This window comes from Duganella dendranthematis, from assembly GCF_012849375.1.
Taxonomy (GTDB): domain Bacteria; phylum Pseudomonadota; class Gammaproteobacteria; order Burkholderiales; family Burkholderiaceae_D; genus Rugamonas; species Rugamonas dendranthematis.
The window spans coordinates 6,400,388-6,425,251 of sequence record NZ_CP051684.1 but is presented as its reverse complement, the minus strand read 5'-3'; the positions used below and the strand labels follow the sequence as shown (position 1 = coordinate 6,425,251).

General features: G+C 62.2%; 17 protein-coding genes. 8 read left to right on the top strand and 9 right to left on the bottom strand.

The window, feature by feature from the left end; all coding sequences use genetic code 11:
- The first annotated feature begins 18 nt into the window (after nt 1-18).
- The 6 genes from HH213_RS29350 to HH213_RS29325 all read left to right on the top strand — a co-directional run bounded on the left by HH213_RS29350 (nt 19) and on the right by HH213_RS29325 (nt 7,181).
- Nucleotides 19-1,347, top strand: coding sequence for an LLM class flavin-dependent oxidoreductase (locus HH213_RS29350; protein WP_169114744.1), 1,329 nt, complete (start codon nt 19-21; stop codon nt 1,345-1,347).
- Nucleotides 1,348-1,923: 576 nt separating this feature from the next.
- Nucleotides 1,924-3,513 (top strand): rhodanese-related sulfurtransferase, encoded by a 1,590-nt coding sequence (locus tag HH213_RS29345; protein ID WP_217363547.1) that lies wholly within the window; start codon nt 1,924-1,926, stop codon nt 3,511-3,513.
- Between the two features lie 79 nt (nt 3,514-3,592).
- Nucleotides 3,593-5,275: a methyl-accepting chemotaxis protein gene (locus HH213_RS29340; protein WP_169114740.1), complete on the top strand. Its 1,683-nt coding sequence runs from the start codon at nt 3,593-3,595 to the stop codon at nt 5,273-5,275.
- Between the two features lie 129 nt (nt 5,276-5,404).
- On the top strand, nt 5,405-5,653 hold the full coding sequence (locus tag HH213_RS29335; protein WP_169115504.1) for a DUF7661 family protein: 249 nt from the start codon (nt 5,405-5,407) through the stop codon (nt 5,651-5,653).
- A gap of 17 nt (nt 5,654-5,670) precedes the next feature.
- A complete protein-coding gene (locus tag HH213_RS29330) occupies nt 5,671-5,997 on the top strand; it encodes a hypothetical protein (RefSeq protein WP_169114738.1) in 327 nt (108 codons plus the stop codon).
- 158 nt (nt 5,998-6,155) lie between these two features.
- Nucleotides 6,156-7,181, top strand: coding sequence for an aldo/keto reductase (locus HH213_RS29325; protein ID WP_169114736.1), 1,026 nt, complete (start codon nt 6,156-6,158; stop codon nt 7,179-7,181).
- Here HH213_RS29325 and HH213_RS29320 read toward each other — a convergent pair.
- From HH213_RS29320 to HH213_RS29295, 6 genes are all read right to left on the bottom strand, one after another.
- Nucleotides 7,178-9,250 carry a TonB-dependent receptor gene (locus HH213_RS29320; protein WP_169114734.1) on the bottom strand — a complete coding sequence of 691 codons (2,073 nt, stop codon included), beginning with the start codon at nt 9,248-9,250 and terminating at the stop codon, nt 7,178-7,180. The two genes, HH213_RS29325 and HH213_RS29320, sit on opposite strands and share 4 nt — an antisense overlap.
- Nucleotides 9,192-9,686, bottom strand: a complete 495-nt coding sequence (locus HH213_RS29315; RefSeq protein ID WP_169114732.1) for a DUF6702 family protein — start codon at nt 9,684-9,686, stop codon at nt 9,192-9,194. Before HH213_RS29315 ends, HH213_RS29320 begins: the two co-directional genes overlap by 59 nt.
- Nucleotides 9,683-12,028, bottom strand: coding sequence for a M1 family metallopeptidase (locus tag HH213_RS29310; protein ID WP_169114730.1), 2,346 nt, complete (start codon nt 12,026-12,028; stop codon nt 9,683-9,685). Before HH213_RS29310 ends, HH213_RS29315 begins: the two co-directional genes overlap by 4 nt.
- Before the next feature lie 87 nt (nt 12,029-12,115).
- Nucleotides 12,116-13,627 (bottom strand): carboxylesterase/lipase family protein, encoded by a 1,512-nt coding sequence (locus HH213_RS29305; protein WP_110849337.1) that lies wholly within the window; start codon nt 13,625-13,627, stop codon nt 12,116-12,118.
- 22 nt (nt 13,628-13,649) lie between these two features.
- Nucleotides 13,650-14,756, bottom strand: coding sequence for a LacI family DNA-binding transcriptional regulator (locus tag HH213_RS29300; RefSeq protein WP_110849338.1), 1,107 nt, complete (start codon nt 14,754-14,756; stop codon nt 13,650-13,652).
- A gap of 56 nt (nt 14,757-14,812) precedes the next feature.
- Entirely contained in the window at nt 14,813-16,951 is a 2,139-nt protein-coding gene (locus tag HH213_RS29295; protein ID WP_169114728.1) for an alpha-glucuronidase family glycosyl hydrolase, read from the bottom strand.
- An 82-nt stretch (nt 16,952-17,033) separates the two neighbouring features.
- Here HH213_RS29295 and HH213_RS29290 point away from each other — a divergent pair, with 82 nt between their 5' ends.
- Both HH213_RS29290 and HH213_RS29285 read left to right on the top strand, forming a co-directional pair.
- A complete protein-coding gene (locus tag HH213_RS29290) occupies nt 17,034-18,137 on the top strand; it encodes an endo-1,4-beta-xylanase (protein ID WP_169114726.1) in 1,104 nt (367 codons plus the stop codon).
- 114 nt (nt 18,138-18,251) lie between these two features.
- On the top strand, nt 18,252-18,920 hold the full coding sequence (locus HH213_RS29285; protein WP_169114724.1) for a hypothetical protein: 669 nt from the start codon (nt 18,252-18,254) through the stop codon (nt 18,918-18,920).
- Between the two features lie 54 nt (nt 18,921-18,974).
- On the opposite strand, the gene HH213_RS29280 is transcribed toward HH213_RS29285, so the two are convergent.
- From HH213_RS29280 to HH213_RS29270, 3 genes are read right to left on the bottom strand one after another with little or no spacing between them, the layout of a single operon-like run.
- On the bottom strand, nt 18,975-21,839 hold the full coding sequence (locus HH213_RS29280; protein ID WP_169114722.1) for a glycosyl hydrolase 115 family protein: 2,865 nt from the start codon (nt 21,837-21,839) through the stop codon (nt 18,975-18,977).
- 6 nt (nt 21,840-21,845) lie between these two features.
- A complete protein-coding gene (locus HH213_RS29275; protein ID WP_217363479.1) occupies nt 21,846-23,477 on the bottom strand; it encodes a glycoside hydrolase family 43 protein in 1,632 nt (543 codons plus the stop codon).
- Complete coding sequence (locus HH213_RS29270; RefSeq protein WP_229263224.1) at nt 23,474-24,697, bottom strand: SGNH/GDSL hydrolase family protein; 1,224 nt, start codon at nt 24,695-24,697, stop codon at nt 23,474-23,476. Before HH213_RS29270 ends, HH213_RS29275 begins: the two co-directional genes overlap by 4 nt.
- Between the last annotated feature and the right edge of the window lie 167 nt (nt 24,698-24,864).

The window sequence follows — 24,864 nt, the reverse complement described above, 5'->3', positions numbered from 1 at the left end:
CATACAAGGAGCATCACCATGAGCACTCGACAACTGAAACTCGGCTTTATCCTGCACGGCGTTGGCCCCGGCTGGGGCGATTGGCGGCATCCGGATGCCGACCCCACGGCCAGCACCAACATCGACTTCTACCTGCGCCAGGCCAAACTGGCGGAGCAGGCCAAGTTCGACTTTCTGTTCGTGGCGGACAGTGTGCACATTACCGAAAAATCCAGCCCGCACTACCTGAACCGCTTCGAGCCGCTGACCATCTTGTCCGCTCTGGCCACTGCCACGCAGAACATCGGTCTGGTGGGCACGCTCACCGTCAGCTACAGCGAACCATACACCGTGGCGCGCCAGTTCGCGTCGCTGGACCATATCAGCAAAGGCCGCGCGGGCTGGAACGTGGTCACGTCCTGGCTGTCCGGCAGCGCCGACAACTACGGCAAACCGACGCACCCGCCACACGAAGTCCGCTACCGCATCGCCGCCGAACACCTGGAAACCGTGCAGGGCCTGTGGGACTCGTGGGAAGACGATGCGCTCACGCGCGACAAAGCCAGCGGCCAGTTCTTCGACCCGTCCAAGCTGCATACGCTCAACCACAAGGGCGACTTCTTTTCGGTGCGCGGCCCGCTCAACATCAGCCGTTCGCCGCAAGGACAGCCGGTGATCTTCCAGGCCGGCGCCTCGGAAGACGGCCGCAATTTCTCGGCCCGCTATGCAGACGCCTTCTTCACCGAGAACTCGTCGTTTGAAGCGTCACAAGCTTATTATGCCGATATCAAGCGCCGTGCCGCCGCCTTTGGCCGCGCGCCGGAACGCCTGAACGTGCTGCCGGCGCTGCGCGCCATCGTCGGCCGCAACGAGGAAGAGGTAGAGCGCCTGTTCCAGGAAGCAGTAAGCCTGATCCGCGTGGACGACGCGCTGGTGGCGTTGGCCCGTTCCTTCAACGAGCATGACCTGACGCAGTACCCGCTGGACGGCCCGTTCCCGGACATCGGCCACTATGGCGCCGAAAGCAACCGCAGCTCCTCCGAGCGCATCATCCGCACCGCGCGCGAAGAAAACCTGACGCTGCGCGAGACAGCGCTGCGCTACGCCAGCCCGCGCCGCGAATTCGTCGGCACCGGCGTGCAGGTGGCGGATGCCATCCAGCGCTGGTTTGAGGCCGGCGCAGCCGATGGTTTCATTTTGTTTGAATCGCTGCCGCGCCAGCTGGACGCGTTTGTCAGCGAAGTCGTGCCGGTTCTGCAAGAGCGCGGCCTGTTCCGCCGGGAGTACGAACACCATACCTTACGTGGTAATCTGGGCCTGGACGTGCCGGAAAACCGCAACACCGCCGCACGCCGCCAGGCTGCGTAAGGAGGAAGCAAGATGAGCGAAGTATTACAATCCGATCTGCCGCCGCGACTGCGGCATTTCGTCAGTCAGCTGGAAGCCTTGATTGGCCAGGACGAAGCACAGCTTGTCGAGCAAGGCTCGGCCGCATTGCGCGAGCTGATTGCCCATGACGACTGGCTGCCGGCGCAAGCCGCCGTACCGGATCCGCAGTTTTATCGGCAGTATCTGCTGTATCGCGATCCGGCGGCGCGGTTTTCAGTAGTCAGCTTTGTCTGGGGACCGGGACAATCAACGCCGATACACGACCACACCGTATGGGGCTTGATTGGCCTGCTGCGCGGCGCCGAGATTTCGCACGACTTCCGCCGCAACGCGGACGGCACGCTGGAGCGTCATGGCGAGCCGCAACGGCTGGAAGCCGGCACCGTGGTTGCGGTGTCGCCGACGCTGGGCGATATCCATCAGGTCTACAATGCCTATGCCGACCGCGTATCGATCGGCATACACGTCTACGGCGCGGATATCGGCGAGGTCGATCGCCACGTGTTTACACTGGACGGACAGGTCAAGCCGTTCCGCTCCGGCTATACGCCGCAGATTCCGCTGCGGAGCTACGAGCAGGTGAGGGCGGAGCTGCTGGCGGGCCGAGAGATCGCGTTGCTGGACGTGCGCGAAGAGGACCCGCACGCGCAAGAGCATCCGCTCTTCGCCGCCAATTTCCCTTACGGCCGCATCGAAGTCGACGCCTACACCAAGCTGCCGCGCCGCGATGCGCCGATTGTGGTGCTGGACGATGGCGAAGGACTGGCGCTGCCATCCGCGCTGCGGCTGCGCCAACTGGGCTACACCAATGTGGCGCTGCTCGACGGCGGCATCGCCGGCTGGCGCGCCGCCGGTGGTGAACTTTTCCGTGATGTGAATGTGCCAAGCAAATCCTTCGGCGAACTGGTGGAGCACGAGCGGCACACGCCATCGCTGTCCGCGCCTGAGGTGAAAGCGCTGATCGACAATGGCGAGAACATCGTCATCCTTGATGCGCGCCGCTACGACGAATACCAGACCATGAGCATCCCAGGCAGCATCAGCGTGCCGGGCGCGGAGCTGGCCTTGCGCGCGCGCGAACTGGCGCCAGACCCGTCGACTCGGATCATCGTCAACTGCGCCGGACGCACGCGCAGCATCATCGGCACGCAGTCGTTAATTAATGCCGGCGTGCCGAATCCGGTGTCCGCGCTGCGCAACGGCACCATCGGCTGGACGCTGGCGCAGCAGCAGCTGGAACATGGCCAGTCGCGCAGCTATCCGCCGGCGTCGGAGGCCAACCGGCAGACGGCGGCGCAAGATGCGCGCGCGCTGGCCGACCGCGCCGGCGTGCCGCGACTGGGTCGCGAGCAGCTGGCAGAACTGCATGCGGACCGTGCGCGCACTAACTACTTCTTCGACGTGCGCAGTCCCGGCGAGTATGGCGACGGCAGGTTACCGTACTTCCGCAACGCGCCGGGCGGGCAGCTGGTGCAGGAAACCGAACAATTCGCGCCGGTGCGCGGCGCACGCATCGTGCTGGCCGATAGCGACGGCGTGCGCGCCAACCTCACCGCGCACTGGCTCAAGCAGATGAACAACGACGTGTATGTGGTCGATGGCTTGCAGCCGGCTGACTTCAGCGTCGCCGGCGCGTGGAAGGACGAGCTGCCGCCGCATCCAGCGGTGGAAGAAGTCAGCGTCGAGACGCTGGCCGAGTGGTTGGATACTGCGCCGCAGCAGGTGGCGGTACTGGACTTCACCTCTGGCGTGAACTACCAGAAGCGACATATTCCCGGCGCCTGGTTCGCCTTACGCTCTCAATTGGCTGCGGCGCTGGCGCAACTGCCGGACGGCGTGCAGCGCTACGTGCTTACATGCGGCAGCAGCCTGCTGGCGCGCTATGTCGCCGCCGACCTCAAGGCGCTGACAAGGCTGCCGGTGCTTGTGCTGACTGGCGGTACGGCTGCCTGGCAGGCGGCCGGGAAGCCGGTGGAAGCCTGCGCCACGCGATTGGCGTCACCGCTGATTGACCGTTATCGCCGACCCTACGAAGGCACGGACAACCGCGCGGAGGCCATGCAGGCCTACCTAGATTGGGAGTTTGGACTGGTGTCGCAGTTGGGCAAAGATGGTACACACGGCTTCAAAGTGCTTCAAAAATGAATTGTCATATTGCAAGTTAAGTTGCAATGCAGCATAATTGTCCTGTTATGTTTGGTTAACCGAACTTGGGAAAATGGCAATGACAATTACGAAGCGTTTGATACTTACTCTGTCGCTGGCGCTAGCGGCGCTGATCTTTGTCGGCGTCGCCGGCCTGACGCAACTGTCCAAGGCGCAGCAGCGACTGGATATGGTGCAGACGCGCCTGATTCCCAGCATCGCCAGCCTGAACATGGCCAAGGGTTATATGGCCGACTCGCGTCTGGCCGGCTATCGCCTGTCGGTATTCTCCAATCTGGCCGATAAAACCGCGCTGGATAAAGCCTACAACGACGCGCACACCAAGTTTGACGAGGTGATGGCCAGCTACGAAAAGGAACGGGTCTTTGACGACACCGACCGCAAGATGCTGGTCGCTGACAAGGCGGCGATGGCCGCCTACCGCCAGGCGCTGGTGCCCTTCCTTGCTGCGGCGCATGCGGGCGATATGGACGGCGTGCGCGCCACGCTGCAAGCCGGTACGCCGCTCGCCACGTCAGCAGGCGCGCTAAAAAAAGCCTTCGATGACCATCTCGCCTACAACAACAAGCTGAGTGACGATGTGCGCGCCGAGAGTGTGGCGGCATACGACTTCGCCTTCCGCCTGCTGGTGACGGTGATTGTGCTGGCGGTGATTGTGACCGGCGTGCTGGCATGGCAGCTGTACACCACCATTCGCAGCAGCCTGGCCTCGATTCGCGGCACGCTGGAAGATGTGAGCCAGTCGCTGGACCTGACCAAACAAATCCGCGTTGAGCGCATGGACGAAATCGGCCATACGGCCGTGGCGTTCAACAAGCTGCTGGAGCAGATTGCGGGCGTGATTGACACAGTGCGCGCGTCCACCAGCGCAGTTGGCGCGGCGTCGCAGCAGATTGCATCGGGCACCGGCGACCTGTCGCAGCGCACTTCGTCGCAAGCGGCGGCGCTGGAAGAAACAGCGGCCAGCATGGAGCAGCTGACGTCCACCGTCGGCCAGAATGCGGACAACGCGCGTCAGGCGAACCAGCTGGCGCGTTCGGCGTCCGAAGTGGCGACGCAGGGCGGCGCGGTGGTGGAGCAAGTGGTGGTGACCATGGGTTCCATTAATGAATCGTCGCGCAAGATCGTGGATATTATTTCGGTGATTGACGGTATCGCGTTCCAGACCAATATCCTGGCGCTGAATGCGGCGGTGGAAGCGGCCCGCGCCGGTGAGCAGGGACGTGGCTTTGCGGTCGTCGCCACTGAAGTGCGGAACCTGGCGCAGCGCTCGGCGGCGGCGGCCAAAGAGATCAAGGCGCTGATTGATGATTCGGTCGAGAAGGTTGGTTCGGGCACCAAGCTGGTGGAGCAGGCCGGATCGACGATGCACGAAGTGGTGGCCAGCATTAAGCAGGTGACCGACATCGTCGGCGAAATCAGCGCCGCCACGCAGGAGCAGAACGACGGCATCTCGCAAGTGCACCGCGCTGTGACGGAGATGGACCAGACCACCCAGCAGAATGCCGCGCTGGTCGAGCAGACCGCCGCCGCAGCAGCCACGCTGCGCGATCAGGCGGACAAGCTGGAAGAGGTGGTGAGTGCGTTCCGCATCAACAGTACATATGCGCCACCGGCCGCGCGGACTGTCGCCACGGTGACATCGCTGCCGAAAGCCCCTCGCGCCAAGCCAGCGCCCAAGCCGGCACCGCAAAGATTGAAAGCTGCCGCTGCGTCGAGCAACGAGTGGGAAGAATTCTAAGCAGACGCTTTTCGGAGTGAATGCGTGAATACAGGGCCAAGTTTTTCTTGGCCCTTTTGTTTTGCCAAATCGATAATCTCCTGATAAAGTCGATACACTCCCCAATCAAGTGAAATATGCGTGATCATCATGAACGAATTCAGGTTCAATATTTTCGGTGCGCTCATCGCAGTGACGGCCGCTGAAGGGGCCTGGCAAGCTTTTTACCTGGGCGTCGACGGCAAGCGCCGGCCGGCAGATTTCGTCGTGCCAGGGGATGTTGTCGAGAGTGAGTTGTGTGAATATTTGGCGGACTTGTATCACGAGAATGCGACGCCTCGCAACGCCAAGGCGGTACAGTTAACACAAGGCCTGCTTTCGGCCAATGAGGGATATTGAAAGGAGTCTCAGGTCGCATGCAAACGTCGAACGGTAAGGTGGCTCACTTCGTCGCCGGTGGGGTGGTTGTGGGCGGGCTTCCGCTGCTGGCGTTCATCTTCCTATTTTTTCAAATGGCGAGAGCACTAAACGCCGGGCATCCATACAGTGGCGATGCGATCGGCTTGGCGATCATGTCAGTATTTTCGTTCGGACTTGCCTTACTGAGTTTGTTGATCGGCGTTGCATATTTTGGATATCAGCGGAAGCGACACCAATTGCGGCCCAAACTCGGGCACCTGATAGCACTGGCCTGGGTTGCGACTGAATTGTTTTTCCCTATTTTTTACTTCGCATTTTTCTGAGACTGATAAGGAGATAGTATTGCCGTGCGCATCATCTTCTCAATAGTGTTGGCGCTTAGCGGCCAAGCACGGATGCGGCTTTTGAGGACGCGATTTTTCTCTGCGCGCTACAATTAAGATCCAGCGCGCCGTGGTGCGCGCCAATTTGGAGGATTGCGATGAATTTCAAGCGTCTTGGAAAGTCCGGCCTGCGTGTGCCGGAACTGAGTTTTGGCACCGCGACATTCGGTGGTGGGAATGACTTCTTCAAAGCCTGGGGCAGTACTGACGCCGGCGGCGCTTCGCGCCTGATCGACGTCTGTCTGGAACACGGCGTCTCCCTGTTCGACACCGCCGACGTCTACTCGGACGGCCTGGCCGAACAAATCCTCGGCGAGGCGATCAAGGGCAAGCGCAATCGTTTGCTGATCTCCACCAAGGTCACGTTCCCTACCGGCGATGGCGCCAACGATTACGGCTCGTCGCGTCAGCATATCATCGACGCTGTCGATCAATCGCTGAAGCGCCTGCAGGTCGATCACATCGACCTGCTGCAACTGCACGGCCAGGACTACAACACGCCGGTGGAAGAGACGCTGTCTACCCTGGACCAACTGGTCCGCGATGGCAAGGTGCGCTACACCGGCGCCTCCAACTTCTCCGGCTGGCACCTGATGAAATCCCTGGCGACCTCGGACCGCTACGGCTATCCGCGCCATGTGGCGCACCAGATCTACTATTCGCTGCTGAACCGCGACTACGAATGGGAACTGGCACCATTGGCGGAAGACCAGGGCGTGGGTGCAGTGGTCTGGAGTCCGCTGGGCTGGGGCAAGTTGACTGGCAAGATCCGTCGCGGCCAGCCTGCCAAGCCAGGCACGCGAGCGCATGACATCGCAGGCACCGGTCCGCACTTTGAAGAAGAGCGCCTGTTCCGCATCATCGATGCGCTGGATGTGGTGGCCGAGCAGACCGGTAAATCCATCCCGCAAATTGCGCTGAACTGGCTGCTGGGGAAGAAAACCGTAGCCAACGTCATCATCGGCGCGCGCGACGAGAAGCAGCTGATCGAAAACATCGGCGCCACCGGCTGGTCGCTGACGCAGGAGCAGAAGGCACTTCTGGAACAAGCCAGCGATGTGCCACCGGCTTATCCGGTATGGCACCAGCGCAGCTTCACCATGCTGAACGAGCGAGGCGCCTAGAAGTTCTTGATCAGCGTCGCCCGCACGGAGCGCGATTCGATGGGGTGGAAGTGGATGTCGGACACCGGCGCCGCTTCGCCCTTTAGCTGCGACGCATAGTAGTAGTCGATGGCCGAGTCGTGGCGGTTGGTGATGTTGAACGCTTCCAGCTCCAGCCGCAGGTCCTTGCGGATTTTCCAGCCCAGGCGGCCGTTCAGCGTCATGCTGGAACTGGAGCGCACGCTGTTATCCTCGATCAGTGGACGCGGGCCGAAGTAGCGCAGCTTCAGCGATGCCGAATACGGTCCGCCATCGTCCACGGTAACGGCCAGTTGCCCGGTGCCTTCAATCGCGCCGGCGATGTAGCTGCCTTGTTCCACGTAGCCGCGCGAACGCGCGCGCGCATACGCCAGGTCCAGGTCCACCGACAGCCATTTCAGCGGCTTGTAGTAGTTGGAGAATTCAACGCCATAACGGCGGCTTGGCGGACCGGCTTCGGTGGTGCCGGCGTCGCCGGCGTAAGTCAGCTCCGAATCGAAGTCCAGACGGTACACCGACAGCGAGGTTTGCAAGCCAGGCAGCCAAGATGTGCGCGCGCCAATCTCCATGCCGCGCGAGCGCACCAGCGGCTGCACCTTGTCCGCCGCCAGGCCGGTCTTGGGATCGATGGTGATGGTGGACCCGCGCGCGTCGTTGCTATGGAAGCCGCTGCCGAAATTGGCGTACACCTCGGCGGTCTGCCACGGGCCGTAGATCAGGCTCAGACTCGGGCTGACCAAGTGGTCATTGGCCTTACCGGAGTTGGCGGCCAGGTCGCTCTGCACGTCGAAGCGATAGCTGTCCAGCCGCGCGCCGGCCACGGTGCGGAAGGCTGCATTCCAGCGCGTGTTGTTCTCGACGAACAGGGCGGCGCTGGATTCGACGATGTGGTCCTGCCGCGTCACCGACAGCGTGCGGCGCGCCTGCGTGTTGTACAAGCCGTTGAAGATATTGTCGTTCTGGAGCTGCACGCCGACGGTGGTTTCGGTGTTGCCGGTGTCGGTGTGCTGGTGCCAGCTGTGCGACGCATTCACGCCGCTGGTTACGCGCTTGTCCGGCTGCGCAAACTGGTCACCGTGCACCGGATCGTCCATGAAGTAGGTGAAGTTGGACCACAGGTCCAGCTGATTGGCGATGATGTAGGCGTTGACCTTGGACGCGCTATCGTCTGTGGTGCGGCGCCAGGCGCCGGACAGGCTATAACGGTGGGCCTTGCCGCCGTCCGTATTGTCGATGGCGTCGTTGCGGCCGATCTGGCCGTCCTGCACGGCGCGCAGCGGAATCTGGTCGGTGGAATTCCAGTCTGCCTTGTAGGCCATCAGCGCGACATTGAAGCCGTTGTTGGCGTAGCCCTCGCTGTAACGCAGCACGGCGTTCAGCTTCTGGTAATCGTCCGGTCGGGTGAACGGGCCGTCGTTGTGCATCGCTTCGATGGCGTACAGCAGGCTGCCGCGCTGGGTGTCCACCGAATCGGCGACCAGCACGCGGCCGTAGCCGTTCTGGCCTGCCGATACGCTGGCCACGCCGTGCAGCAGGCGATTGGCGTACACCACGGACGCGGTGCCGGCCGACGCAAAGTCGCCTTCCTCGGCGGAGTAGGGGCCTTTCTTGTAATCGAGGCGCACTGCCAGTTCGGGAATCAGGAAGTTAAGGTCGGTCCAGCCCTGGCCATGCGCGTGGCTGCGCTGGTTGACCGGCATGCCGTCGACGGTGGTGCGCAAGTCGGTGCCGTGATCGAGGTTGAAGCCGCGCAGGTAAAACTGATTAGCCTTGCCTTCGCCGCTATGCTGGCTGACCACCAGTCCCGGCACCGCCTCCAGCACTTCGCCGGGACGGTAGACGGTGCGTGCCGCCAGTTCGTCCTGCGTAATGGTGCCGGCGCTGGCTGCATCGGCCACGCCCAACTGGTTGGTGCGCGAGCCATCGACAAAGACCCGTTGCAGGATCTGGTCGTCGGCCTGGGCGGAACCCAGGGCCAACAGCAAAGTATATTTAAGGGGCGATTTGATCGATGCTGTCTTGATCGAAGAAGAGTGTTTTGACGGTGCCATCGGTTTCCACATTAACGGTGTTTCTTTGCGACGGCAGGAAGTCTATCAGCAAAGCGTTGTGGATGCGGCTACCTTTTGTCAGTTTTACGCCTTTGAGTTCCTGGTAAATCATGATGCTGTCGGCATCGACCTTGGCGCCGACCCATTGCAGCGACAGGCTTTTGCCATCCTGGTCGGTGACGGTGAATTGTTTTTCCACGTAGCGGCGCAGCGGTGCTTCGCTGTCCGGTCGGCCCAGATCGAACTGGCGGCCGTAGAGATTCGTCAGCAGCGCGGCGAGATCGTGCCCCGTATAGGTGTGCACGATCTCGGTGCTGCCGGTGCGCTGGTTGTAGCTGATATCCGCTATGCCCATGTGGAAGTTATGGGCAGATGCGGCCATGCTGGCTGCGGCCAGCATGGTTGCTACCACCGCGCGCAGGCGGCGTGCGATCACTTCTTCTCGTCCTTTTTCAGTGGCGTGTTGAAGTCGCGCATCAGGTTATTGCGGTCACGCTCGGTCTTGAACAGCTCCAGGCGCGATTGCGAGACTTTACGTGGCCACGAATTGTTGGACGTATCGATGTCGGCGGTTTCCCAGTACGGGTCCTGGGTCAGGCCTACCATCGGTTCATCGGTCACAATCAGCTTGGTGATCTTCTTCGGCGAGTAGCGCCATACTTCGGCCGGCACGCGCTCGATGTACTTCTTGCCGCTCTTCAGTTCAACTTCCAGAATCAACGGCATCACCATGCCGCCCAAGTTGGAGAAGTCCACCAGGTACAGGTGCTTGCCCTGATCCAGCAGCTTCTTCTCCCACGGTTCCAGCTTCTCGATCGCTTCGGCGTAGCTGTTGCGGTCCTTGTTGGTGACGGTGAATTCGTCGTGCTCGTTGTAGAAGTCCTTCAGTTCCGGATGGTCCGCCAAGCGCTTAGGCAGGGCCTTGTTGCGCTGTTCCGAAACGGAGATAGGCTGCGCGTCCTTCTGCGCTTTTTTCCAGGCCTTTTCGGTTTCCGGATTTTTCGTGCCTACGCCGTACTCGGTGATGCCGTCGATGCTGATATCCACCGGATCGGTGGTGTAGAACCAGCCGTGCCAGAACCAGTCGAGGTCCGTGCCTGATGCGTCTTCCATGGTGCGGAAGAAGTCTGCCGGGGTAGGGCGCTTGAACTTCCAGCGCTGTGCGTATTCGCGGAAGGCATAGTCGAACAGTTCGCGGCCCAGGATGGTCTCGCGCAGGATGTTCAGGCCAGTGGCCGGTTTGGCGTAGGCGTTGTTGCCCAGCGCAGCGATCGACTCCGAGTTGGTCATGATCGGCACCTGGTTGCGGCTCTTCATGTAGTCGACGATGTTGCGCGGCTCGCCGCGGCGCGATGGGTAGTTGTCTTCCCATTCCTGCTCGGCCAGGTATTGCACGAAGGTGTTCAGGCCTTCATCCATCCAGGTCCATTGACGCTCGTCCGAGTTGACGATCATCGGGAAGTAGTTGTGGCCCACTTCGTGGATGATCACGCCGATCAGACCATACTTGGTCTGCTGCGACCAGGTCAGCTGGCCGGTTTTCTTGTCCTTGGTCGGGCGCGGGCCGTTGAAGGAGATCATCGGGTATTCCATGCCGCCCACCGGACCGTTGACCGAAATCGCGGTCGGATACGGGAAGTCGAAGCTGTACTTGTTGTACTTGTCGATGGTGTGGATGATGGCCTGGGTGCTGTACTTGCCCCACAGCGGATTGCCTTCCTTCGGATAGTAGGACATCGCCATCACGTCGGTGGTGTCCTTCTTGTAGCCTTGCGCATCCCAGATGAATTTGCGGCTGGAGGCCCAGGCGAAATCGCGCACGTTGCTGGCCTTGAAGTGCCAGGTCTTGCTGGCGGTGCTGTGCGACTTCTCGGCGGCGGTGGCTTCTTCCTGCGTCACGATGACCACCGGTGCGGTCGCGGTGCGGGCCTTGGCCAGGCGGTCACGCTGGGTTGCGGTCAGCACGTCGTTCGGGTTTTGCAGTTCGCCGGTGGAAGCTACCACGTGATCGGCCGGAACGGTCAGTTGAACGTCGTAGTCGCCGAATTCCAGCGTGAATTCGCCGGTGCCCAGGAACTGCTTGTGCTGCCAACCGTAGACGTCGTAGTAGGCGGCCATGCGCGGGAACCACTGGGCGATCTCGAACAGGTCGTTCTTGTCTTCGTCAAAGTGCTCGTAGCCGGAACGGCCGCCCAGCACTTGCTGTTCGTTGATGTTGTAGGACCAGTCGATATTGAACACGAACTGCTCGCCGGACTTCAAAGGCTTAGGCAGGTCGATGCGCATCATGGTGCGGTTGATGACGTACTTCAGCGGCTGGCCGCCAGCAGCCACGGTCTTGATCTTGAAACCGCCGTCGAATTCACGGCCGGCCAGGATGCCGCGCATGCCTTCGAACTTGTAGCCGTCTTCCGGATTGGCCGGCTTGGCCCACGCTTCGCGCGATGGCTGCGTCAGCATCATGCGGGCGTCGGAATCCTTCTTGTAGATGTTCTGGTCCAGCTGCACCCATAGATAGCTCAGCGTGTCCGGCGAGTTATTGTGATAGGTGATTTGTTCGCTACCGGTGAGGGCGCGCTTGGCTTCGTCCAGCGAGGCGCTGATGGTGTAATCAGCGCGCTGCTGCCAGTAGGCATGGCCTGGTGCGCCGGATGCGGTGCGGTAGGCGTTTGGAGTCGGCAGGATTTCTTCGAGTTGACGGAATTTGTCGTCGAAAGGTTCCGCCGCGTAGGCGGAAACTGTCAGGCACAGGGCCAGGAAGCCAAGTTTCTTCTGCATTGGTTATGTTTCCTCAAGATAAGAGGATAAATTGTATAGCAGGTTTGCAATCGATTACCTGCTGATACAATAAAATACAAACCGTTGTTACCGTTTTGCCTGCGACTCTTGAAATTGATAGTGCGCGTCGTCGCTGGCTGTGATAGTTTTTGAGACGACATCCAGTTGCATTAAGCGGGAGCCCATGCCAGCGCTGGCTTGCGGCCATTCCGGCAGGCCTGCGCCGTTGGGATTTCCGGTCTTGATGAAATTGGCGAAGTAGCTCTGCATCTGTGCGGACAGCGCATAATCTTCTGCGCTCCATGCATATACTTTATTACCTGGCAGGTTACCCAGCGCGTATTCGATTTCTACCGAGTGGCCGGCGCCTTCCTGGCCTGGACGCGGATGCGTGTAGTAATAGCGGTAGGTCGGCTTGCCGCTGGTGCGCGCATGGCTGTCTATCCATTTCCAGGTGCCGTAGGCGATGAAGCGGTCGCTGGCCAGTGCCGTCGCCGCCTGTTTGACATCGCCGCTGTAGGCTTGCTGCGCGGCTGCGGCCTGGTCGCCGTACAGTTTTTCCAATGCGGCGGCGAAGTTTTCGCTGGTCGGTTCGGCCTCGCCGAGGATTTGCTTGTAGTGGCCTTCGTAGGAATTCCAGCCTGCCAGCAGCGGCACCTTGGCTTGTTCGCCCGCCGCGTACATGACCACCGGCGAGCGCGGAATCACGTAGCCGTCCTGCACCGCCGAGAACCATTTTCCAGGTTTGTTGGTCTCTTCCAGCAGCTGCTCGGCGGGCAGCGCGCGCAGTTCGGCCAGCGTTGGCTTGCCGATGCTTTGTGCGAAGCCTAAGCCGCCTTGCTCGCCGGCCGCCAGCGGCGCGGGCGCCATCAGGCCAAGCAGCGAGCCGCTTTCGCCAATCGCGCCGGCGAACAGGCCTCTGGACTGGGGATTGATCATCTGCGCGCTGACCGAGAAAGAGCCGGCCGATTCGCCGGCGATGGTCACGCGCTTTGGATCGCCGCCGAAGGCCGCGATATTCTTCTTCACCCACAGCAGCGCTGCCGCCTGGTCCATCAGGCCGTAATTGCCGGACGCATGATGCGGCGACTCCTTGCTCAGCTCCGGATGCGCCAGAAAGCCGAACACATTGAGTCGGTAGTTGATGGTCAGCGTGACGACGCCCTTGGTCGCCATGCTTTCGCCGTCGTAGCGCGGCTCGGAGCCGTCACCGGCCGCAAAGCCGCCACCGTAGAAGTAGACCAGCACCGGCAGCTTTTCCTTCGGCGACTTGGCCGGCGTCCAGACATTCAGGAACAGACAGTCTTCGCTGACGCCGTCGGAGCGGAACACCATGTCGCTAAACAGCGGCAGCTGCATGCAGCGCGCGCCGAAGTGATCGGCCTTGCGCGTGCCTTTCCATTTGGCCGCCGGCTGCGGCGCCTTCCATCGCAGCTTGCCCACTGGCGCCGCCGCATAGGGAATGCCCTTGTATGCGGTGACGCCGGATGCTTCCGCCACGCCTTCCACCGCGCCGGTGGCGGTGGTGGCTTTCGGCGCCGCATGGGCGGAGAGTGCAAACACTGTGGAAGACAGAAGCAGCAGGCCAGCTTTTTTCATGGGCGTCAGTGATGTAAGGTGATTATTTAGCTTTGCCGGCGATTTTGGCCGATGGCCTCAGGCGCGGCGCGGCGTCGGACTGGCGGCGAACCAGCGTGTGTTTGGTGACGACGTGTTCCGGCGCCTCCGGCGTGCCGTTGCGCTGGGCGCGGATCAGGCGCACCAGCGACTGCACCGCTTCTTCCGCCATGGCGGTAATCGGCTGGCGCACGGTGGTCAGCTCCGGCCAGATGGTGGTGGCCAGCGCGGTATCATCGAAGCCGGCCACTGTCAGGTCGCCCGGCACGTCCAGGCCCAGGCGGTGGGCGATGGCCACGACGGCAGCGGCCATATCGTCATTACTGGCGAAGACGGCGGTCGGGCGTTGCGCGAGTCCCAGCAGCGACTCCGCCGCATCCAGGCCGGAACGGTAGGTGAACTGGCCTTGCACGATCAGTTCTGGCGCGCTTTGCACGTGCTTCTCGGCGATGGCGGCCCTGAAGCCGGCCAGGCGGCGCGCACTGGCGCTCTGGTTCGGATGGCCGATAACGAAGCCGATGCGCTGGTGACCCAGCGCGATCAGGTGGCAGGTCATCGCATACGCAGCCTGGTAGTCATCGATACTGACGCCGCCGACGCGCGGGTCGGGCTGGCCGCAGGCGACGGTAATCGCCGGCGTGCCGGAAGTGGCAATCAGGTCGATCAGGTTATGCACGTCGCACAGCGGCGGCGGCAGGATGATGCCGTCGACGCCATTGGCGATCAGCCGGCGCGCCTGTTCGACGCCGTGTTCATCGGCCTCGCATTTTTCTACCACCAGCTGCACGTTATTCGGGCTGGCCTGGTTCAGCAGGCCAACCAGGAATTCGCTCAGATAGCCGGCGGACGGATTCGAATACAGGAAGCCGACGCGGATCGGGCGCGAGCCGGCCAGGCGGCGCGCCGCCTGATTGGGGACGTAGTTAAGGGCAGCAACGGCAGCATCGACGCGGTTGCGGGTTTTCTCGCGGACGTTGGTATCGCCGTTCATCACGCGCGACACCGTCATCGGGGATACGCCTGCCAGTTCGGCCACATCGGCCATGGTCGGCGCTTGCGAGCGGCTCTGCACGGCCGGTACCGGCGCCGGTTTCACCTTGGATTTCGTCATCTGTCCTCAATAAATATAAAGCTAAGTTAAGCCCCGGACTTTACCACAAGCGGGGCTTATCCACGACCCGGCGCATAGGGGTAGCTTAGCGATTTGTAGTAATCCAGCGGGTGCGCTGGGGCTTGTACGCCGGGCGGCAGCGCCAGGCCGGACACCGACTGAAAGTAGGCGATGCAGGCGTCGCGCCACAGGATGGCGTTGTTGACCTGGCGCGTCAGGCGCTGTTCCTCTTCCGCGTAGCGGCGTGCGTCGATCAGTGGTTTCAGCGCCACCCAGCGCGCGCGCAGCGAGCGTGCATCGGTCAGGCCCTGGTCATAGCGCGTCAGCAATTCGGCCCACAGCGTGCGGCCGGAAGGCATGGCGTAGTCCCATGGCAGGTGATGGAACCACAGCAGGTACTGCTCCGGCGTGGTTTTGGGATCGGCGTACTGGCGGGCGATCTCCGGCGCATATTGTTCCAACGCGTTGCTGCCCTTGGCGGTGCGGTCGAAGCCGATGCCGTCGCGACTGGCGCGATGATAGTAGACCGGATTCCAGTCCGGACGCTCCAGGTTATCGACCCATGGCGCGGGACCGAAGTGGTGGCCGGTGCCCATGATGTGGTGCAGGCCGAGTGGCGTCATGTAGTTCACCACCGTTTCGCGCGACAGCATCATCATGTCGACGATGGGCGGGACCACGCGTTTGTCCGGGCCGAAGGTGAGAGCGGCCCATTCGGCGGCGACCTCGCGCGCCTTGGCTTGCGGGTTCCAGGCCATGCGGCCGAAGGCGTACCAGTTGGACTGGTCGAACTGCGAACCAGCCCAATTGCGATCGCTGCCGATGTTGGCCACGCCGGCCATGCCGCTCAAGGTGTTGGCGACTTTGCCGGCAGCGGTCTTGGTGTCGCTTTCCAGCGTCTCTTCAAACATCGTGCCCAGATAGGCCATGTCGGTTGAATAGCCCAGGTACTCCTTGGTGATCTGGAATTCCATCATCAGCGGCGTTTTCGGCATGGCGCCAAACAGTGGGTGGAACGGCTCGCGCGGCTGGAAGTCGATGGCGCCGTTTTTCACCTGTACCAGCACGTTGGCCGCAAAGGCGCCATCCAGCGGCTTGAATTCTTCGTAGGCCTGGCGCGCGCGGTCGTCGGCCAGGTGCGCGCCTTTCGGTGCGTAGACAAACGCGCGCCACATGACGATGCCCTTGTGTGGCGCCAAGGCGGCGGCCAGCATATTGGCGCCGTCGGCGTGGGTGCGGTGATAGTCCTGCGGGCCAGGCTGGCCTTCGGAGTTGGCCTTGACCAGGAAGCCGCCGAAGTCGGGAATGGTCTTGTAGATTTCATCGGCCTTGCGCTGCCACCATGCTCGCACTTCGGGCGACAGCGGATCGGCGGTGCTGGTCTCTTTCAATTCCAGCGGCGTCGAGAAGCGGGCCGACAGGTAGACCTTGATGCCGTAAGGGCGCAGCACGTCGGCGACGGCGGCGGCTTTGGCGATGAACGGCGCGGTCAGCACTTCCGGCTTGGAGTTGACGTTGTTGAGCACCGTGCCGTTGATGCCCAGTGAGGCGTTGGCGCGGGCGTAGTCGGTATAGCGCTGGTCCTTGATATCGGGCAGCGCCCACCAGTCCCAGATCGATTGGCCGGAGTAGCCGCGTTCCACGGTACGGTCCAGATTATCCCAGTGATTCAGCAGGCGCAGTGACAGCTTGGGTGCGGACGACGCTTCCAGTTTCGCGCCGGTGCCTGCGTCGCGCAGCCACGCGTAGGCGCCGTACAGCAGGCCGATGTCAGTGTTGGCGGCGATCAGTGTGACGCTGTGACCTTGCACGCGGGTCTGGCGCAGCAGGTAGCCTTCGTTGCCCAGCGTGGCCAGTTCGGCGCGCAACGGCGATGCGGCGGTGGTCAGTTCCGGCAGGCGCGCGGGCGTGGCCAGCAGCAGAGCGCCATCGGTGATGCGCGATGCTGGCGCCGGTGCTCTACCGAGCATGCCGGCCAGCCCGCGTTGCAGTTCCGCGACGACGGCTTGCGTGGTCGGCGACGAGGCACCTGGCAGCACGATGCTGCGGGCTTGCGATTGCACGTTGGCCTGCGCGGTGCGGTCCAGTGGGCGGTAGCGCAGCCACAGGTCGTAGCCGTCTTCGTCGGCAACTGCCGCTGTCGCGCAGAGCGTCAGCAGCAGCGCTGCCAGCGCGGCCGGAAAGTTAATTCGCATCTTGTCTCCGTTTTTATGATAGCGTAACCATTTCATTATGCCACGATGTTAGCAAACAATTCCAACGAGGAGTGAGACAAAAATGAAGATATCCCGACGCGCGATTCTGGCGATGATGGCGGCTGGCGGTTTGCTGCCTTTGCATGCGGCAGAAATGCCGGAACCCTTGAAAGTGCTGGGCAAACGCAAAGGCCTCAATGTCGGCAATGCGCTCAGCCGCCACCATTTGCACAATCCCGGCTACACGGCCTTGATGGCCCGCGAGTGCAATATGCTGGTGGCCGAGAATGAAGGCAAGTGGCAGGCTTTGGAGCCGCGTCAGGGCGCCTATGAGTTTGGGCCGGCGGACGAGTTGTATGCGTGGGCACGCTCACAGGGCATGCTGGTGCGCGGGCATAACCTGATCTGGCAGGATGCGAAGTGGCTGCCGAAGTGGGTGAATGCCTATGACTTCGGCACGCAGCCTGCGCAGGCCGCGGAAGCGCTGCTGCGCAAGCATATTGTGGCAGTGTGCGATCATTTTGGTGATGCGATTCATAGCTATGACGTGGTCAATGAGGCGGTGGACCCGAAGACCGGCGGCTTGCGCGTGAATGTTTTCACGGAGCGTCTGGGCGCGGTGGAGCAGATGGATCTGGCGTTCCGCGTGGCGCATGAGCGGGCGCCGAAGGCGCAGCTGGTTTATAACGATTACATGCGGCCTGATACGGGCAGCACCAAGCATCGGGCGGGCGTATTGAAGCTGCTGCATGACCTGAAATCGCGCGGCACCCCGGTGCATGCGCTGGGTTTGCAGAGTCATATCGGCTCGTGGGATGAGATGGGGACGGGCGACCAGCAGCGCGAATGGCGCCGCTTCCTCGATGAGGTGACCGGCATGGGGCTGGACCTGCTGGTGACCGAGTTTGACGTCAATGACCGCAAGCTGCCTGGCGATGTGGCCAAACGGGATGCTGGCGTGGCGGCGCTGGCCAAGGATTATTTGGATGTGACGTTCAGCTATCGCCAGTGCAAGGACTTCCTGATGTGGGGCATGGCGGATAATTTTAACTGGCTGCAGACCTGGGACGAGGCGCCGCGCACCGATGGACTGAAGATGCGGCCGACGCCTTTCGACGATCAGTTGCGCGCCAAGCCGCTGCGCGATGCGATCGCCGCGGCCATCAACGCGATGCCGCCGCGTTAAGGTCGGAACGCATCTGATGTAAACTGCCGAATATATACAGCTCTCGTGTGCCGGCAGCGGCCACGAGCCATTTGGCAGCATGATCGCGAGGAGCGTCTCATGGCAAACATTCGGATGTTCAGACGGGTTGGTTATGCGTTGATCGCGTGGATAGGCTTCAGCGTCGGCACGCCTGCGCTGGCGCAGGCCACGTCCCGTCAATGTGAGGACGGCGGCGGCAAGGATGATCTGCCGGGGCCTGCGTGTCTTCTTTCCCACCAAAGCCTGGGCAAGCTTGGCGTCGACTCCGTGTACTGGAACCTGGACAAGTATCCCAGCGTGGAAGCCGCCCAACAGGACCTGGTCGGTAGCGGTTCGGTTGTACGGGCGTTTGGCGGCATCTGGCTGTTTACCGTCGGGCGGTCCGCGCCACCTCCGCGCAATGGAGAGCGCGTTGCACAAGTAGGTCCTATTCCGGTCGATAAAAATACGCTGTACGACGCGGAGTTCTTAAAGTCTACTTTCAGCCCCGGCATGACTGCACCGCTCCACGTGCATTCGGGGCCGGAAGCGTTTTACGCAGTCAGCGGCGACTCCTGCCTCGAAACACCGGATGGCGTGCAGGTGGCCCGTGGACCAGGTAATACCATGGTGGTACGCGCCGGCCCGCCCATGCTGTTGATGACGCCGGGACCCGAGCCACGCAAAGGCTTTGCGCTGATCCTGCACGACCCATCCCTCGCGCCGACCACGTTGGTCCATCACTGGACGCCAAAGGGACTGTGCAAGGTGGATGTGCGTTAGATGTAGCTCGCAGCCAGATGGCGAATGTCCCGCCACATTCGCCACGCGTGCCGCTTACTGGCGCGGACTCTCCGGCGGGCCGAGGTAGCTCGGGTGCAGGCCGCCGGCATTGACGACCAGTTTTTGTAGCACCAGTCCTGCATCCACCACCCAGAACTTGAGCGTGTGCTTGCCTGGTTTGTCAATCTGGTGCTGCGAGGTCAGCACCGTTGCACCATCCGAGACAGTGCGCTCCCACGCTTTTTCGCTGCTGTCTGCGTGGATGTTGATGATTTGTGGCGCTTCGTCATCAATCGAAATCGCGTAACGCAGACCAGCACCCGGCTTGAATTTCTGCGTCGGCGCCAGCGTCGCCTGCACCGCCACTTTCCCGGCGCTGAATAGCTGCATCTCATATTCCAGCCGCATGCGCGGCTTCTCATCCGCCGGCGCATCCACCGGCAGCGCCGTCATGCCGGACAACGTGCGGCCATGATCCGGAATCCGCTGCCACGCGCGTTGGTCGGCCACCACCGCCCGCGTATAGTGCTCCGCTTCCATCGACACCACGCCACCCACTTCGATAAAGCCTTTCAACGCCGCCGCGCCAGCCGGCTTGCGCAGCGGGACCGCGACCGTTGTCTTGCCGCCGGCGCCCGAGATGGTCAGCGTTGCGCTGCGCACGCCATCCGGCACCTCCGCCCAGCGCACATCCACCATTACACGCTGCTGGCGCGCCACCTTGCCCGCCGGCTTATCCAGCGTAATCCATGGTTCGCTGGCGGATACCTTGTAGTCAAACACCTGCTGCCCGCGATTGAAGATATCGACAAACCGTGCCTTCTTCTCAAATACGTCCAGCGCGGGCAGGGCCAATGTCTCGCCGCCCGGTCCAGGCCAGACCTGCGCGTTGCCTTCCACCGCCACGCCCATATCCGCTTCCTTCGGCACCTGCATCTCGGTCACCGGCGGCATCACGTTGCGCGGCGGCTGGTTCCAGTACGTGTAGCCCAGGTGCGTCTGCGACATCATATGGTTCCACTTGCCACCGCTGATATCCTCGTGATAACGCCGCACCAGCTCCGCATCTTGCGCAAACAAGGCGCGCGCCCGCGTTGCCAGGTCATTGGTCGACGCGCGGCCCTGCAATCCGTAAAGCTGATTCAGGCCCGCCGTCACATATAACTCATTCAACACCGCGCTGGCCTTCACCGGATACAGCACCAGCTGATAGAACGCATCGCGCTGGTTGGCCGGCAGCGCGGCGGAAATCTTTTCCGCCCGCGCCGCAATGGCGTTGTAGTCCGCGACGATGCTTGCGGCTTCGTTATAGTTCACAAGGCTGTAAGTGTTCGGCTCCAGCTGCTCCGGCTTGCGGCGGCCGTTGTACTTGGTGTACTTGGCCACGATGTCGGCGATATCGTCCGCATATTGTGGCCCGAATTCACGCGTCGCCCACAGCTTCAGGTAGTCAGGCAGACGCTCGGCAGGCCAGGCTTCCGGATTCCACGCATAGGTCAGGAAGAACTCAATCGGTACTTCCATCGGCTTGAGGTCGCCCACATTGACGATCCACAGTTTGTTCGCCTGATACTGCCACGCCAGATGCATCTGTTCCCACACCTTCGGCAGCGGCGTGACGTTGAGCCACTTGTACGAACGTGGACCGCCGACATAGTCGAAGTGATAGTAGATGCCGGCGCCGCCGGCGCGCTTGCGCTCCTCGGCGGTTGGCAGGCGGCGGATGTTGCCCCAGTTGTCGTCGCACCATAAGAGCATGACGTCATCCGGCACACGCATGCCTTTCTCGTAATACTCCTGCACCTCCTTGTACAGCGCCCATACCTGCGGCACCTTGGTCACGTCCGGATTGATCTCCCTGGCGATAATGCTGCGCTGATCGCTGACGATATGCTCCAGCAGCGACACATTGGCGCCTTCCGACATCGGCTCGTCGCCGTCGCCGCGCATGCCCAGCGTGATCAGCTTCTCCTGGCCTTGCGACGCGCGCAGTCCCTGGGTCCAGAAATCGCGAAGGGTATTGGCGCTGCGGTTGTAGTCCCACGGCTTGCTGCCGCCGTAACGGCGCCATTCGTCATGCGCGCGCATCATCGGCTCGTGGTGCGAGGTGCCGATGACAACACCGTAGTCGTCGGCCACCTTGCCGTTTAATTTGTCGTCATCGTAGAACGCCTTGCCCCACATGGCCGGCCACAGGTAATTACCGCGCATGCGCAGGATCAGCTCATAGACTTTCTCGTAAAACTGGTGATTGAAGCCGCCGTAGCGCTGCTTGACCCAGTCGGTCAGCGCCGGTGCTTCGTCATTGAGGAAGATGCCGCGATACTGCACCACCGGCGCATCGCTGACCGCAGCGGGCGCCGAGGCATAAAGGCTTGCATGTTTCGGCGCCGGCACATCGGCCCACCAGTTCCACGGCGAGACGCCAATCTGCTCCGACATCTCGTAGATGCCGTAGATGGTGCCGCGCTTGTCGCTGCCCGCAATCACCAGCGCGCGTTCCACGCCGGGCAGCGGCGTGATGATGGTCTGTACCTGCCAGCCTTCCCATTTGCCCTTGATGGCTGACACATCGAGCTTGCCGGCGGCAACCAGCTGGTCGATCAACGCGCTCTTGCCGATGGTGCCGATGATGATCACATCCGCGCCCGCCGGCTTGCCGTCCTTGATCAGCGCCGGCTTCGCCGCGCTGACGCGGGCGATATCAGACTGCAGATCGCCCGCCGCGCGCAGCACGCCGACATGATCGGACGAATCGACATACAGCCGCGCAGCCTGGCCGTTGCGGGCCACCGTCACCGCATCGGCGGGTGGTTGATCGAACCAGGCCAGTTTTTTCTGGCCCAGCGCCTGCGCGGGCAGGGCGTGACAGAGCAGGGCCAGCAACATGGCCCCGGCGGCAATAACGGGTTGTCTCATATCGTTTTATTTTTCCAGCGGTGTGTAATCGAACCAGGCAAAATCTGCTGCCGGCATGGTTTGCTTCCCCGCGCCTTCGGCGTACATGCCGATAAAGACGCCAGTAAAACCGCCCGCCGATTCTGATGACAGCGGTGCGGTGGGAACAGTGCCGATCAATTTGAGCGGGCCGTCGCCGCTGCCAAAACTGAACGTGTATTGGTTGGCCGACGACTCCACTTGCAGCTGTACAGGCCCTGGCGGCAGTGGCGCCGCCGCCTTGAGCGTGGTGACGCCGCCGGTGCGCGCCACCAGTTCCACGCGGCGTTCCGGGGTGCCGGTCACGCGCAGTTCGTAGTAGTTCTTTTCATTCTGGCGCAGCACCAGGCCCGCCGCCTGCGCAGCGTCGCCTGGCTGGAATTCCAGCTGCGTGGCGGCGCGCATGCGCATGTGTTCCTGGCGCCGCGCGACAAACGCCGGCTGGGCGATGTCGTTCATGGTGACACTGCTGCCTTTCAGACGCAGGTAACCGGGACGGTCGGCTAATGACCACAGGCCGTCGCCGGGACCGCGCAGCAGCGTCCATTGCAGGCCAAGTCGGGACGCGCTGAAATCATCACGCACAGCTTGCATCGGCCAAGGCGAAGAGGGCGGCAGGCCATCGGCTGCCATCTCGGTCGTCAGCGACTGGCCCTTGTTGACGACCAGCCAGCCCTGATCATTCCACGCAACTGGCGCCAGCAGCGTTTCGCGGCCAAGGTGGTGAAGCTTGTCGACCGGGCGTATGCCCAGCAGCGGCATCCACCATTTGCCTTCCGGCGTTTGTATCAGGTCGCCGTGGCCTGTCGCTTGTAGCGGGAGTTCAGGGTGGTCTCGATGCGTGAGGATGGGATTCGACGGATTGGCCGTGAAAGGCCCGAATGGCGATGATGAACGCGCCATTGTCAGGCTGTGGTTATATGACGTGCCGCCCTCGGAAATCATCAGGTAATACAGGCCGTTGTGTTTATATAGGTGCGGACCTTCTGGCCACACGCCGCCGGTGCCGGACCAGATCAGGCGCGGTTGTTCCAGCAGCTTGCCGGCTTTGAGGTCGATTTCCGCCTGGTAGACGCCGCCGTGTTCACCGCCGCCGTGTCGGGTGTAATAGACCTTGCCGTCGTCGTCGAAGAACAGCGACGGATCCATGGCGAAGCTCGGGTCGTTCAGCCAGACCGGTTCCGACCATTCGCCGGCGGGGTCTTTGGTATGCACGTAGAACGCGCCGCCGCCCTCCATATTGGTGGTCACCATATAGAACACGCCGTCGTGGCAGCGCAGCGTTGGCGCGTAGATGCCTTGCGAGCTGCGGGTGTGCGTCAGGTTCAGTTGACTGGCGCGCGTGAGCGCGTGGCCGATCTGGCGCCAGTGAACCAGGTCCTTGCTGTGGTAAATCGGCACACCGGGGAAGTATTCAAAGCTGCTGGTGGCCAGGTAGTAGTCGCCGCCCACCCGGCAGATGCTAGGGTCGGCGTGGAAGCCGCTCAGGATCGGATTGGTGTAGGTGGCCGGCGACGCGGCGTCCGCTGCACGCACCGCGCCAGGCGCCACGGCAACGAAGGCGGACAGCGCGATCCGCGCAGTCCGCGCCATCGCTGCCGCGTAGAAGTCGGCCATCATTTGGCGGCTCCGCATTGGCGCCGCAATGCGGCTAGCGGCAAGGTTTCCGCCAGCGCGCGATACCCTGCCAGCGATGGATGCAGGTGGTCGCCGCCATCGTACACCGGCTTGATGCGCGAAGGCTGTGCCGGGTCGCGCAGCGTGGCGTCGAAATCGGCGACGGCGTCAAACACGCCGGCAGTGCGTATCCATTGGTTCAGCTCCTGGCGGTCCGCTTCGTTTTCCTGTTCCGGGTGATAGTAGTCGCTACCGACGTACGGCGTTACGGTGCCGCCGATCAGGCAGATGCCGTGCGCGTGTGCGCGTTCGGCCAGTTGCCGGTATCCTGCCTTCAGGTCGGCCAGCAGTTGCTGGCGGTCGGCCGGCGTGTCCGGGCCGTTGCGGTGCTGGATGCCGAAGTCATTCACGCCGATCATCACCAGCGCATGGGTGACGCCGGCGCGCGCTATCACGTCGCGGTCGAAGCGCGAGACCAGATTCGGGCCAAGACCGTCCTTCAGCAGGCGCCCGCCGCCAATGCCGGCATTGACCACGCCCAGTGTGTCCTTATTGTCGCGCAGGCGCGCGGCCAGCACGTCGGTCCAGCGGGTGTTGGTATCCGACGGCACGCCGTAGCCGTCGGTGATCGAGTCACCGATTGCTACCAGCGCGCCGACGCTGCGCGGCGCCTGCACTTCCACGTCGCTGATCGCATACCAGCGCGTGACCTTGCCGGCATCGGCCCACACAGCGTCCATCACGCGGTTGCCTTTGGCGAGGAAAGTCGTGGCGCGCGCGCCACTGTGGGAGGTCTGGCGTGCCGGTTCGCCTTTAAAGTACAGCGAAATCGCCAGGTCGGCGGCCGGTCTGATCTCCATGGCGACGGCGTCGCTGTAGTATTCCGCGCCGGCCGGAATGGTGACACTGGCGCGGCCACCGAAGGTCAGCGCGCGCAGGGTAGGGGGCTGGATGCCTGCCTCGCCGGCCGTCTGCGCCAGCGCAACGCTGGCCGCGTCCAGTGTTAATGGTGCGGTGCCATATACATTGCTGACACGTACCCGAATTTGTTTGCCGCCCAGAGTGAGATGGACCACCTGGCGCATGCTGGCGTCGCGCCAGTGTTCGGCCGCGAGCTCGTTGTTCGATTCGGCGATTTGCTGCGCCGCACCCCAACTCGCCACCCAGTGTGAAGGCGCTGGTGTCGTCGTCTGTGCAGACGATCCGGCGGCTGCCGTTTGCATCAGGCCAGCCATCACAATGGCGCTGAAATAACGGGGTAAAGCGTGTTGACTTGATCGCATAATTCCTTCACACTCATAAAATGTTAGCGCTATTCATTTTAGGGTAATAAGATGGTAGGTGCAACAAAAATGCCCTGAGCGGCCAGCCTGGTAGTGACACGAAACCA

Excerpts from the sequence above, each read along its gene's own strand:
- HH213_RS29350 (WP_169114744.1), top strand. The coding sequence starts at position 19 with ATGAGCACTCGACAACTGAAACTCGGCTTTATCCTGCACGGCGTTGGC.
- HH213_RS29340 (WP_169114740.1), top strand. The coding sequence starts at position 3,593 with ATGACAATTACGAAGCGTTTGATACTTACTCTGTCGCTGGCGCTAGCG.
- HH213_RS29335 (WP_169115504.1), top strand. The coding sequence starts at position 5,405 with ATGAACGAATTCAGGTTCAATATTTTCGGTGCGCTCATCGCAGTGACG.
- HH213_RS29330 (WP_169114738.1), top strand. The coding sequence starts at position 5,671 with ATGCAAACGTCGAACGGTAAGGTGGCTCACTTCGTCGCCGGTGGGGTG.
- HH213_RS29325 (WP_169114736.1), top strand. The coding sequence starts at position 6,156 with ATGAATTTCAAGCGTCTTGGAAAGTCCGGCCTGCGTGTGCCGGAACTG.
- HH213_RS29320 (WP_169114734.1), bottom strand. The coding sequence starts at position 9,250 with ATGGCACCGTCAAAACACTCTTCTTCGATCAAGACAGCATCGATCAAA.
- HH213_RS29310 (WP_169114730.1), bottom strand. The coding sequence starts at position 12,028 with ATGCAGAAGAAACTTGGCTTCCTGGCCCTGTGCCTGACAGTTTCCGCC.
- HH213_RS29305 (WP_110849337.1), bottom strand. The coding sequence starts at position 13,627 with ATGAAAAAAGCTGGCCTGCTGCTTCTGTCTTCCACAGTGTTTGCACTC.
- HH213_RS29300 (WP_110849338.1), bottom strand. The coding sequence starts at position 14,756 with ATGACGAAATCCAAGGTGAAACCGGCGCCGGTACCGGCCGTGCAGAGC.
- HH213_RS29295 (WP_169114728.1), bottom strand. The coding sequence starts at position 16,951 with ATGCGAATTAACTTTCCGGCCGCGCTGGCAGCGCTGCTGCTGACGCTC.
- HH213_RS29290 (WP_169114726.1), top strand. The coding sequence starts at position 17,034 with ATGAAGATATCCCGACGCGCGATTCTGGCGATGATGGCGGCTGGCGGT.
- HH213_RS29285 (WP_169114724.1), top strand. The coding sequence starts at position 18,252 with ATGTTCAGACGGGTTGGTTATGCGTTGATCGCGTGGATAGGCTTCAGC.
- HH213_RS29280 (WP_169114722.1), bottom strand. The coding sequence starts at position 21,839 with ATGAGACAACCCGTTATTGCCGCCGGGGCCATGTTGCTGGCCCTGCTC.
- HH213_RS29275 (WP_217363479.1), bottom strand. The coding sequence starts at position 23,477 with ATGATGGCCGACTTCTACGCGGCAGCGATGGCGCGGACTGCGCGGATC.
- HH213_RS29270 (WP_229263224.1), bottom strand. The coding sequence starts at position 24,697 with ATGCAAACGGCAGCCGCCGGATCGTCTGCACAGACGACGACACCAGCG.